At 72.6% G+C, this 11,290-nt stretch carries 11 protein-coding genes; 6 read left to right on the top strand and 5 right to left on the bottom strand.

What is annotated here, in order from left to right:
• Positions 1-20 precede the first annotated feature (20 nt).
• The 5 genes from ACIQ6R_RS17900 to ACIQ6R_RS17880 all read left to right on the top strand — a co-directional run bounded on the left by ACIQ6R_RS17900 (position 21) and on the right by ACIQ6R_RS17880 (position 5,039).
• Positions 21-620, top strand: coding sequence for a TetR/AcrR family transcriptional regulator (locus ACIQ6R_RS17900; RefSeq protein ID WP_404175604.1), 600 nt, complete (start codon positions 21-23; stop codon positions 618-620).
• Positions 621-729: 109 nt separating this feature from the next.
• Positions 730-2,985: an MMPL family transporter gene (locus tag ACIQ6R_RS17895; protein WP_404222346.1), complete on the top strand. Its 2,256-nt coding sequence runs from the start codon at positions 730-732 to the stop codon at positions 2,983-2,985.
• A 311-nt stretch (positions 2,986-3,296) separates the two neighbouring features.
• Positions 3,297-3,815 (top strand): YbaK/EbsC family protein, encoded by a 519-nt coding sequence (locus tag ACIQ6R_RS17890; protein WP_404175598.1) that lies wholly within the window; start codon positions 3,297-3,299, stop codon positions 3,813-3,815.
• Positions 3,812-4,657: an EamA family transporter gene (locus ACIQ6R_RS17885; protein WP_404222345.1), complete on the top strand. Its 846-nt coding sequence runs from the start codon at positions 3,812-3,814 to the stop codon at positions 4,655-4,657. Before ACIQ6R_RS17890 ends, ACIQ6R_RS17885 begins: the two co-directional genes overlap by 4 nt.
• A gap of 106 nt (positions 4,658-4,763) precedes the next feature.
• Positions 4,764-5,039, top strand: a complete 276-nt coding sequence (locus ACIQ6R_RS17880; RefSeq protein ID WP_375909726.1) for a DUF1876 domain-containing protein — start codon at positions 4,764-4,766, stop codon at positions 5,037-5,039.
• On the opposite strand, the gene ACIQ6R_RS17875 is transcribed toward ACIQ6R_RS17880, so the two are convergent.
• From ACIQ6R_RS17875 to ACIQ6R_RS17860, 4 genes are all read right to left on the bottom strand, one after another.
• Entirely contained in the window at positions 5,019-6,236 is a 1,218-nt protein-coding gene (locus ACIQ6R_RS17875) for a serine hydrolase domain-containing protein (protein WP_404222673.1), read from the bottom strand. The two genes, ACIQ6R_RS17880 and ACIQ6R_RS17875, sit on opposite strands and share 21 nt — an antisense overlap.
• Before the next feature lie 83 nt (positions 6,237-6,319).
• Positions 6,320-7,102 carry an energy-coupling factor ABC transporter ATP-binding protein gene (locus ACIQ6R_RS17870; RefSeq protein WP_404222344.1) on the bottom strand — a complete coding sequence of 261 codons (783 nt, stop codon included), beginning with the start codon at positions 7,100-7,102 and terminating at the stop codon, positions 6,320-6,322.
• Entirely contained in the window at positions 7,102-7,863 is a 762-nt protein-coding gene (gene cbiQ / locus ACIQ6R_RS17865; protein ID WP_404222343.1) for a cobalt ECF transporter T component CbiQ, read from the bottom strand. Before cbiQ ends, ACIQ6R_RS17870 begins: the two co-directional genes overlap by 1 nt.
• Position 7,864: 1 nt before the next feature.
• The gene (locus ACIQ6R_RS17860; protein ID WP_404222342.1) at positions 7,865-8,932 is read right to left on the bottom strand and encodes an energy-coupling factor ABC transporter permease; all 1,068 of its coding nucleotides are present in this window, start codon (positions 8,930-8,932) and stop codon (positions 7,865-7,867) included.
• Positions 8,933-9,097: 165 nt separating this feature from the next.
• Between ACIQ6R_RS17860 and ACIQ6R_RS17855 the strand changes: the two genes are divergently transcribed.
• Positions 9,098-9,481: an SsgA family sporulation/cell division regulator gene (locus ACIQ6R_RS17855; RefSeq protein ID WP_404175583.1), complete on the top strand. Its 384-nt coding sequence runs from the start codon at positions 9,098-9,100 to the stop codon at positions 9,479-9,481.
• A 42-nt stretch (positions 9,482-9,523) separates the two neighbouring features.
• Here the strand turns inward: ACIQ6R_RS17855 and ACIQ6R_RS17850 are convergent, their stop codons facing one another.
• A complete protein-coding gene (locus tag ACIQ6R_RS17850; RefSeq protein ID WP_404222341.1) occupies positions 9,524-11,197 on the bottom strand; it encodes a penicillin-binding transpeptidase domain-containing protein in 1,674 nt (557 codons plus the stop codon).
• Positions 11,198-11,290 lie beyond the last annotated feature (93 nt).

Here is an 11,290-nt window from a genome sequence, read left to right as displayed (position 1 = left end):
GGCGGAGAGGGATGAGCGAGATGACCGAGGCAGCCACCGTGCGCCGCAGTCGGATCACTCCCGAGCGCGAGGCCGAGCTGTACGAGGCCGTGCTCGACCTGCTCCGGGAAGTCGGCTACGACGCCCTCACCATGGACGCCGTGGCGGCCCGCACCCGGTCCAGCAAGGCGACGCTCTACCGCCAGTGGGGCGGCAAGCCCGAGCTGGTCGTCAAGGCCATCCGGCACAACAAGCCCGAGAAGATCGGCGACATCGACACCGGCTCCCTCCGTGGCGACCTGCACGCCCTGATGGCCCACGAGGACGACTGCACCATGGAACAGAACTCCGCGCTGATGCGGGGAGTGGCCATGGCGATCCACCAGAACCCCGACCTGCGTCAGGCGTTCCGGGAACAGCTCGTCGAACCCGAGACGGCGGAGTTCCAGCGCCTGCTGCAACGCGCCATCGACCGGGGCGAGATCAGAGCGGACTGCCCGGCGCTCGACTTCCTCGTGCCCATGCTGGTCGGCGCGTTCGCCACCCGCACGCTGCTCGAGGACCAGCCCCCGACCCGGGCCTTCCTCACCTCCTACATCGACGCCGTGATCCTCCCCGCCCTCGGCGCCCCCACCACCTGACGCGTCCCCCAGCGCGAGTCCCCTGAGCCCCCTTAGACGTCACCGCTCACGTCGCCGGGCCGATCACCCCTGCCCTGAAGACCCACGACCTGACCGGGAGTACGCCCTCGTGGCCACGTTCCTCTACAAACTCGGCCGGCTCGCCTTCCGCCGACGGCACTTCGTCGCCCTGATATGGGTGGCGCTGCTGACGCTCGCGGGCGTCGGCGCGGCCAGTGCCCCGCCCGCCGGCACCACCTCCTTCTCCATCCCCGGCACCGAGGCCCAGAAGGCCTTCGACCTGCTGGAGGAGCGCTTCCCCGGCACCAGCGCCGACGGGGCGACCGCACGCGTCGTCTTCAAGGCACCGTCCGGCGAGACGATGACGGACGCCGGGAACAAGGCGACCGTCGAGAAGACGGTCTCCGACCTGGCCGACGGCTCCGAGGTCGCCTCGGTCGCCGACCCGTACACGGGCAACGCCGTCAGCAAGGACGGCACGATCGCCTACGCGTCGGTGAGGTACGACGTCTCCGGCATGGAGCTGGCGGACTCGACCAAGGACGCCCTGGAGGACGCCGCCCAGCAGGCGCGCGACGCCGGGCTGACCGTCGAGGTCGGCGGTGACGCGCTCCAGGCCGTCCCGCACACCGGCGCCACCGAGGTCATCGGCATCGCGGTCGCCGCCGTCGTCCTCGTCATCACCTTCGGCTCGCTGGTCGCTGCCGGACTGCCCCTGCTCACGGCCCTGATCGGCGTCGGCATCGGCGTCTCCTCGATCACGGCCCTCGCCAGCGCGCTGGAACTGGGCTCCACCACCTCCATCCTGGCGATGATGATCGGCCTGGCGGTCGGCATCGACTACGCCCTGTTCATCGTCTCCCGCTACCGCGCCGAACTCGCCGAGGGACGTGAGCGCGAGGAGGCCGCGGGCCGGGCGGCCGGCACCGCCGGATCGGCGGTCGTCTTCGCCGGTCTCACGGTCGTCATCGCCCTGGTCGGCCTCGCGGTCGTCAACATCCCGATGCTGACCAAGATGGGCGTCGCGGCGGCCGGCACCGTCGCCATCGCGGTCCTGATCGCCCTCACGATGGTCCCCGCACTGCTCGGCTACGCCGGCCGCAGGGTGAAGCCGGCCGGCGCGAAGAGCAAGCAGAGCAAGCTCCTGGGCCGCGACCGCAAGGACGCGGACCGGCCCGAGGGCCCGCAGAGGACGGAGCGGCAGCCGAAGGCCAATCTCGGCACCCGCTGGGCGAGCTTCGTCGTCCGCCGCCCGCTGGCCGTCCTGCTCCTGGGCGTCATCGGCCTCGGAGCCGCCGCGATCCCCGCCACCTCCCTGGAACTGGGCCTGCCCGACGACGGCTCCCAGCCGACGTCCACGACCCAGCGCCGGGCGTACGACCTCCTGTCGGAGGGCTTCGGACCGGGCTTCAACGGCCCGCTGATGGTCGTCGTCGACGCGAAGGGCAGCGACGCCCCGAAGCAGGTCTTCACCGACGTCTCCAACGAGATCAAGGGCCTCGACGACGTCGTGGCGGTCACCCCGCCCGCCCCCAACAAGGGCGGCGACACCGCGACGATCACCGTGATCCCGGACTCCAAGCCGTCCTCCGTCCAGACCGAGGACCTGGTGCACGCCATCCGCGACGCGGGCGGCGCCGTCAAGGCCGACACCGGCGCGGAGACCCTGGTCACCGGCGCGACGGCGATGAACATCGACGTCAGCCAGAAACTGAACGACGCGCTGGTGCCGTACCTGGTCCTGGTCGTCGGCCTGGCCTTCCTCCTCCTGATCGTGGTCTTCCGCTCGATCCTGGTCCCGCTGAAGGCGGCCCTCGGCTTCCTGCTCTCCGTCATGGCGGCGCTCGGCGCGGTCGTCGCGGTCTTCCAGTGGGGCTGGCTGTCCGGCCTGATGGGCGTGGAGGAGACCGGCCCGGTCATGTCGATGATGCCGATCTTCATGGTCGGCGTGGTCTTCGGCCTGGCGATGGACTACGAGGTCTTCCTGGTCACCCGCATGCGGGAGGCCTACGTCCACGGCGAGAAGCCCCACCAGGCGGTCGTCACCGGCTTCCGGCACGGAGCGAGGGTCGTCACCGCCGCGGCGGTCATCATGATGGCGGTCTTCGCGGGCTTCATCGGCTCCAGCGAGTCGATGGTCAAGATGATCGGCTTCGGCCTGGCGATCGCCGTCTTCTTCGACGCGTTCGTCGTCCGCATGGCCATCGTCCCGGCGGTACTCGCCCTGCTCGGCAGGAAGGCCTGGTGGCTGCCGAAGTGGCTGGACCGCGCGCTGCCCAACGTGGACGTCGAGGGCGAGGGCCTGCGCACGGCCGAGGAGCGGGGCTCGGGTCCCGACGAGGACCGGGAGCTGGCACGCACCTGACGCGCCACCTCTGACAGGAGGACGACAGACCAGCCGGTGAGGGCTCCGTGGGGACGGGGCTGCCCTCACCGGCTTCCTCTGTCCCGAAGTGACCGTCGGAGCGGCCCGGAGCGACGGGTGACCGACGGGTCCGGCAGCCGTTGGGCCCGGATGCCATCGCTCATTGCGGTCACCCCGGGTCCGACCGTGCGAGGGCCGGCGGGCGACCGGCGGTCTCGGCGGCGCCGCCCGGTCTCCCGCTCCGACCGCGACGGTTTCCGAGGGGCGATCCCGGTCGCCTGCTCCGTACACCCACCGCTACCGTGCCGCTCATGACTACGACCGACGACACCTCCCACGCCGAGCCCTCCGCCGCCCACCCCCGCTTCGCCGACGCCCTGCGCGGGCTCGGTCTCGGTGACCTGGCCGGGCGGGCCCGGCGTTTTCCCGAGGCCACCCGCACCGCCGCCGAGGCCGCGGCCGCGATCGGGTGCGAGCTGAGCCAGATCTGCAAGTCGCTCATCTTCGCCGCCGACGGCGTGCCCGTGCTGGTCCTCATGGACGGCGCCTCACGCGTCGACCTGGAGCGGGTCCGGGAGGAGCTCGGCGCCGAGAAGGTCACGCGGGCCAAGGCCGACGTCGTACGGGAGACCACCGGGTACGCCATCGGTGGCGTGCCGCCCTTCGGGCACCGGAGCAGGACCCGGGTGCTCGCCGACCGGTCCCTGCTCACGCACGAGGTCGTCTGGGCCGCCGCCGGCACCCCGTACGCCGTCTTCCCGATGGAACCCAAGGAGCTCGTCGCCACCGCCGGCGCCACCCTCGTGGACGTGCGCGAGCGCTCCGAGTGACCCCCCTGGTCACCGGCGCGGTCCTGCTCGCCGCGGTCACGCACGCCGGCTGGAACGCCATCGCCCACCGGATCACGGACAAGCTGACCGGCTTCGCGCTGATCTCCGGCGGCGGGATGCTCATCGGGCTCGCGCTGCTGCCGTTCACGGCGTTCCCGGCGGCCGCCGCGTGGCCGTACCTGCTCGTCTCGGCGGCCGTCCACATCGCCTACTACGCCCTGCTGATGCGGTCCTTCCGGCTGGGCGACTTCGGGCAGGCGTACCCGATCGCACGCGGCAGCGCGCCGCTGCTGGTCACCGTCCTCGCCGCCGTCTTCGCGCACGAGGTGCCGGACGGCTGGGCGACCGGGGGCATCCTGGTGTCCTGCGCGGGGCTGACCGGCGTCGCCCTGTGGGGGCTGCGCGGGCGCCGGCCCGACTGGGCGGCGATCGGCGCGGCCCTGGCGACCGGGGTGACCACCGCGGCGTACACGGTCGTCGACGGACTGGGCGTACGCGCCTCCGGGTCCTCCCTCGGGTACATCGCCTGGCTGATGGCGGTCCAGGGGACGGTCCTGCCGGCGTACTTCCTATACCGCCACCGCGCCGGTGCCTGGGCCCTGCTGCGGCCGCACGCCGGGCTCGGGCTGCTCGGCGCGGTCCTGTCCGTCACCGCGTACGCGCTGGTCCTGTGGGCGCAGACCCGCGCCGCACTCGCGCCGATCGCCGCCCTGCGCGAGTCCTCGATCCTGGTCGGCGCGGCGATAGGGGCCCTCTTCTTCAAGGAGCGGTTCGGCGCTCCCCGGATCGCGGCGGCCGGCCTCCTCGTCGTCGGGATCGGGCTGATGCTGCACACCGGATAGACCGGCCGCCGGACAGACCGCCGCCCGCCGGACGGACCGCCACGGGACAGTGCGCCCGGCGGCTGCGAGGAGCACCCTGGAAGCAGGTACTCCGGAGGTGATCGTCATGATGCACACCGCAGTGGGATGGCACGTCGAGCTGGAGTTCATGGAGGACGACCAGCACACGCGGGCGGTCGCGATGGTGCGGCTCCCCGACGGCAGCGAGGTCCGCGCGCACGGCCACGCCAGCCGGCACCGCGTCGACTCGCATCAGCCGAGGGTCGGCGAGGAGGTCGCGGGGGCGCGCGCTCTGAACGAGCTCGCGATGCAACTGCTCACCAAGGCGCACGACGAGATCGACGCGGCGTCGGGGAGGACCTCACACCCCATCCACGTCTGAGCCGGTCTGCCGGAGCGACGCCCGCACCGCACGCACCAGTGCCTGCGCCCGCTGGTCCGCCGTCACGGTCTTGCGGAAGCCGTTGGTGACGTAGCCGAAGGCGATGCCCGCCTCCGGGTCGGCGAAGCCGAGCGCGCCGCCGCGGCCCGGGTGGCCGAAGGAGCCGGGGGACAGGAACGGGGACGCGCTGCCGTGCAGCATGTAGCCGAGGCCGAAGCGGGTGCCCACGACGAGGATCCGGTCCGGCCCGGCCGACTCCTCGGCGCGGGCGCGCTCCAGCGTCGCCGGATCGAAGAGCCGGGGGTGCCGCGTCACGCCGTCGACCTCGCCGATCAGCGCGGCGTAGAAGCGTGCCAGCCCGTCGGCCGTCGCGATGCCGTTGGTCGCGGGGAGGGCCGCCGCCCGGTACGCCGGGTCGTTCTGGTCGGGGAACGGGGTGATCGCGGCGAAGGCGCGGCGGGTGAGGGAGTCCGGGTCCTGGTAGGCCTCGGTGACCGCCCGCTTGGGGCGCAGCCGCGGGCCGCTCCCCGACGGCTCGGGGTCCTCGACGCGCCCGGCCCGCCCGACCCGGCCCGCCGCCTCCTCCGCGGCGGGCAGCCCGAGCCACAGGTCCAGGCCCAGCGGCCGCGCGATCTCGGCCGCGATCCACTCGCCGGTGCTCCGTCCGCCCGTCGCCCCGCGGACCAGTTCGTCGAGCAGCCAGCCGTACGTCAGCGCGTGGTAGCCGTGGTCGGTGCCGGGTTCCCAGACGGGTGCCTGGGCGGCGACGGCCTGCGGTCCGCGCGACGGGTCGAGCGCTTCCTCCGGGGTGAGCGGGCGGTCGAGGACCGGCAGCCCGGCCCGGTGGTTCAGCACGTGCCGGACCAGCACCCGCTCCTTGCCGTGCGCCTTGAACCCGGGCCAGTACTCGCCCACCGGCGCGTCCAGGTCCAGTTCCCCGCGCTGGTGCAGCAGCAGCGGTACGGCGGCGGCGACGCCCTTCGTGGCCGAGCGCACGACCTGGGCGGTGCCCCGGCGCCACGGCTCGGCGCCGGCCCTGTCGTCGACGTCCCTGGTGCCGCCCCACAGGTCGACGACCTTGCGCCCGTCCCGGTAGACGGCGACCGCCGCGCCCCGCTCGCCGAGCGCCGTGAAGTTCCGTGCGAACGCGTCCCTGACCGGCTCGAAGCCCTCGGCCACTGTGCCGTGCACGTCCATGTCCGCGTCCGCGTCCACGTTTCCGGGTCCCTTCCGATCGCCTGCGACAGTGGGTGCAACCCTCGCCGGCCCCCTGCGATTCCTCACCCGCTCGCCGACACCGACCGCGGGTCGAAGCCGAAGGGCAGTTCCAGGCGGTGGGCGCGCATCAGCTCGTCGTCGGAGAGCAGGCCGGCGGTCGGGCCGTCCGCCGCGATCACGCCGTCGCTGAGGATCAGGGCGCGGGGGCACAGCTCCAGGGCGTAGGGCAGGTCGTGGGTGACCATCAGGACCGTGACGTCCAGGGAGCGCAGGATGTCGGCGAGTTCGCGGCGGGAGGCCGGGTCGAGGTTGGACGAGGGCTCGTCCAGGACCAGGATCTCCGGCTCCATGGCGAGCACCGTCGCCACCGCCACCCGGCGTCGCTGGCCGAAGGAGAGGTGGTGCGGGGGACGGTCCTTGAACTCCGCCATGCCGACCAGGGCGAGCGCCCGGTCCACGCAGCGCTCCAGCTCCGCCCCCTTCAGCCCGGCCGCCGCCGGTCCGAACGCCACGTCCTCGCGCACGGTCGGCATGAAGAGCTGGTCGTCGGGGTCCTGGAAGACGATGCCGACCCGGCGCCGGACCTCCGCCATGTTCCGCTTGTCCACGGGCAGTCCGGCGACCGTGACGGTGCCGGTGCCGCCGGTCAGGATGCCGTTAAGGTGGAGGACGAGCGTCGTCTTGCCCGCGCCGTTCGGGCCGAGCAGCGCGACCCGCTCGCCGCGGGCGACGGAGAAGTCCACGCCGAAGAGGGCCTGGTGCCCGTCGGGGTAGGCGTAGGCGAGGCCGGAGACGTCCAGAGAAGCGGTCACAGCACCCGTCCCAGCACCCGTCTCCGTACTCATCACAGCACCCATCCCAGCAGACAGACGACGAGCGCCGCACACGGGAGGGCCAGCGCGTACGACCACTGCGTCCGGGACGCGGTCACCTCGTCGATCACCGGCATCGAACCGGCGTACCCGCGGCTGACCATGGCCAGATGGACGCGCTCGCCGCGCTCGTAGGAGCGGATGAAGAGGGCTCCCGCGGACTTGGCGAGCACGCCCCAGTGCCGGACGCCCCTCGCCTTGAAGCCGCGCGACTCCCGCGCGATCCGCATCCGGCGCATCTCGTCCGCGATGACGTCCCCGTACCGGATCATGAAGGACGCGATCTGCACCAGCAGCGGCGGCAGCTTCAGGCGCTGGAGGCCGAGCAGCAGTTCGCGCAGCTCGGTGGTGGAGGCGAGGAGGACGGAGGCGGCGACGCCCAGGGTGCCCTTGGCCAGTACGTTCCAGGCGCCCCACAGGCCGTTCACGCTCAGCGACATGCCGAACACCTCGACCCGTTCGCCCTCGGCCACGAACGGCATCAGCACCGCGAACGCGACGAACGGCACCTCGATCAGCAGCCGCCTGAGCAGGAAGCCGGCCGGGACCCGGGCGGCGTACGCCACCGTCGCGAGCAGCAGCGCGTAGAGGCCGAAGGCCCACATGGCCTCGCGGGGCGTCGACACTACGACGATCACGAAGGCGAAGGCCGCGGCGAGCTTGGTGTGCGGCGGCAGACCGTGCACGGGGGAGTCCCCGCGCCGGTAGAGCCGGTGCGCGTGGCCTGCGCCCACGTCAGGCGCTCGTGTCCGTGCGGTCCGGGACGCTCGTCGGCGGGGCGTCGTCGCCGCGCCGCCTGCGCACCGACCAGAACACCGCGCTGCCCGCGACGACCGTGACGCCGACGCCGATCACGCCCGCGAGACCGCCGGAGACGCGGGCGTCGGTGATGTCCTCGACGCCGTAGTCGGCGAGCGGGGAGCCGGCGCTCGCGTGCTCCTCGGTCTTCTCGTCGATGCCCTTGTCGGCGGCGACCTTCTCCAGGCCGTCGGGGTCGGCGGAGGCGTAGAAGCTGACGAAGCCGGCGAGGACCAGCGAGGTGACCAGGCCCGTGATCCACAGCTTGCGGTGGGAGCGGGCGGCGGTGGGCGCGGCGGCCGGCTCCGCCTCGGGGACGTCGACGAGTTCGCCGTTCACGCGCAGCTTGAGCTTCCGCGTGAGGCCGCGCGCCCCGTACACGAGGTCCGGGCGTACGGCGATGACGGCGCCGACGGTCAGCGCGGTGATCGCGGCCTCGCCGATGCCGATCAGCACGTGCACGCCGATCATCGCGGTGGCGACCTTGCCGATGGCGACATCGGTGGTGCCGCCGATCCAGTACAGGAACGTGAAGGCGAGGGCGGCGGCCGGGACGGAGACGAGGGCGGCGACGAAGGAGGCGACGGTGACCGAGCGGCGGGTGCGCGGCAGGACCTTCACCAGGCCCCGGAAGAGGGCGTAGGCGACGACCGTGGTGACGATCGCCATGTCGGTGATGTTGACGCCGAGCGCGGTCAGGCCGCCGTCGGCGAAGAGGATGCCCTGCATGAGCAGGACGACGGAGACGCAGAGCACCCCCGTGCAGGGGCCCACCAGGATCGCGGCGAGGGCGCCGCCGAGCAGATGCCCGCTGGTGCCCGCGGCGACGGGGAAGTTCAGCATCTGCACCGCGAAGATGAACGCCGCGACCAGTCCCGCGAGGGGCGCCGTCCGCTCGTCCAGCTCGCGGCGCGCGCCGCGCAGGCTGACCGCGATGGCGCCCGCGGCGACGACTCCGGTCACGGCGGAGGTCGGGGCGTTGATGAAGCCGTCAGGTACGTGCACGACTCGATGATAGGGACCAGTTGCAATCCCTTCGCAAGAGCGAGGTAAAGGCTGATCTCACATGTGATGTACGCCCCGAAGGGCGTGGTCCGGGAAATATGGGACATTGGAGAAGGGGTGGACGCAGAGCATACGCACAGGTGGCACAGCGCAAGGGGCGATCCGATGTCCGTTGTCGAACAGTACGCACGAGCCCATGTCCTGACGGACGCGGATCTTCCGGACGAGGACGACGGCGGAGCGATACCCGTCGTGCTGCGCTACGACCCCGACCACGATCCGCGGTCGGTGCGCGTCGGACTGCCCGCGCGAGGACGCGGTCCCGGTCGCGGCTTCCGTGAGTGGACCTTCGACCGGGCGCTGCTGGAACAGGGCCTGCGCGCCCCCGCCGGCAGCGGCGAGGTGCGGGTGTGGCCGTGCGGCCGGGTGCAGGCCGTCGTCGAGTTCCACACCCCGCAGGGCTGTTCCGTGGTCCAGTTCGAGACCAAGGCGCTCATCCGGTTCCTGCGCCGGACCTACACGGCGGTGGCCGAGCCGGTGGCCCACTGAGCCACCGGCCGCACCGGCTCGCGGCCAAGGCCTGCCGCCGTCTCAGCCCGCGTTCTTCAGCAGCGCCGCGACGATCGGGCCCGCCGACTCGCTGCCGTGGCCGCCCTGCTGGACCACGCCCGCCGCGGCCACGTCGCCCTTGTACGCGGTGAACCAGCCGTTGGGCTTCTCCTGGCCGTCGACCTCCGCCGAGCCGGTCTTCGCGCCCGCGTCACCGCCGACCCCGGCCATCGCCTCCGCGGCCGTGCCCGCCGCCGCCGTGTAGGACATCAGCTCGCGCAACTGTGCCAGCGTGGACGACGACATCGTGCGGGAGGCCGTGGCGAGCTTGCGCCCGTCGACCGACGGGGCGACCAGGTACGGCTGGTGGAAGCTGCCCGACTTCACGGTCGCCGACACGGACGCCATGTTCAGCGGGTTCATCCGCACCCCGCCCTGGCCGATGAGGGAGGCGGCCATCGGGGCCGCGCTCTGCACCGGCACCGAGCCGTCGAAGGTGGGTACGCCGACCGACCAGTTGTTCATCGAGAGGCCGAACACCTCCTTCGCCTGCTGGGTCAGGTCGTCGTCCGCCAGCTCGGGGGCCTGGCTGATGAAGGCGGTGTTGCAGGAACGGGCGAAACTCGCCTTGAAGGTGCCGTCCTTGATCTCGAACTTGTCGTCGTTCTGGAACTTCCAGCCGCCGTAGCTGAAGTACTTCGGGCACGGGTGCTTCTTGTCCATCGATGCCAGGTCCTTCTCGATCAGCATCGAGGCGGTGATGACCTTCATCGTGGAGCCGGGGGCCAGCGAGCCCTGGAAGGCGGTGTTGAAGCCGTGGCCGCCGTTGGCGACCGCGAGGACCTCGCCCGTGGAGGCGCGCAGCAGGACCACCGACGCCCGCGCCTTGCCGGCCACCTGCTTCTCGGCGGCGGCCTGGAGGGCGGGGTCCAGTGTCGTCTTCACGGTGCCGGGCGTGCCCTCGCTCAGCTCCAGCAGCGTCTTGTCGGAGGCCTTCGCCGCCTTCGACTCCTTGCCGCGGACCACGCGCAGCTCGATGCCCGGAGTGCCGCCGGCCTGCTCGCCGTACTTCTCGCGCAGGCCGTCCAGGACCGTGCCGAGGGACGGGTACTTCGCGGCGGTGATCTCCGCGCCGTCCCGGTCCAGTGCCTCGACCGGCGGGACCCCGGCCTCCCCGGTGACCAGCTTGTCGCCGTCCCTCAGCTCCGGATGGACGACGGCGGCGTGCCAGTCGACGCGCGGTTCGCCGTCGCCGGCCCGGCGTACGACGGTCAGCGCGCTGTCGTACGCCAGCGGCTTCGCCGTCTCCTTGTGGGTGACGGTGGCCTTCACGGAGAACGGGACCTTGTCGCCGGCCGGGGTGCCCGCGGTGAGCGTGACGTCCGTGACGCGGGCCTCCTTGGCGTAGCCGGTGAGCAGGGCCGTCGCGGCCTCGGCGTCGTCGGTCGCGGCGGCCGCCCCGGCGACGTCGCCCTTCTGCCAGGCGGTCAGGAACCGCTGGGCCGTCGTGGTGACCTCGGCCGCCTCCAGGGGACCCGACTTCGCCTTCTCCCCGGCCGCCGCGGACGTCGTCCGCGCGCCGTCCTCGGTGCCGGCCCCGCCGCCGTACATCGCGTAGGCGCCGAATCCGGCGCCGGCCACGACCACGGCGGCCACACTGCCGATCACGGCGGGTTTCGTCCTCCGCCGCTCGCCGGCGGCCCTTCTGCTGCTCACTGCGTCCCGTTCCTCCGCGGCGCCCGGATTCCCGGGGTCCCTCGGTGCCCTCGTTGCCTCACGCCTCCAACGACGGCCACCACAGTAGGGGCA

The organism is Streptomyces sp. NPDC096048 (assembly GCF_044763415.1).
GTDB lineage: Bacteria > Actinomycetota > Actinomycetes > Streptomycetales > Streptomycetaceae > Streptomyces.
Note: the sequence above shows the minus strand (reverse complement) of the source record. Positions and strands in the feature narration are given on the sequence as shown.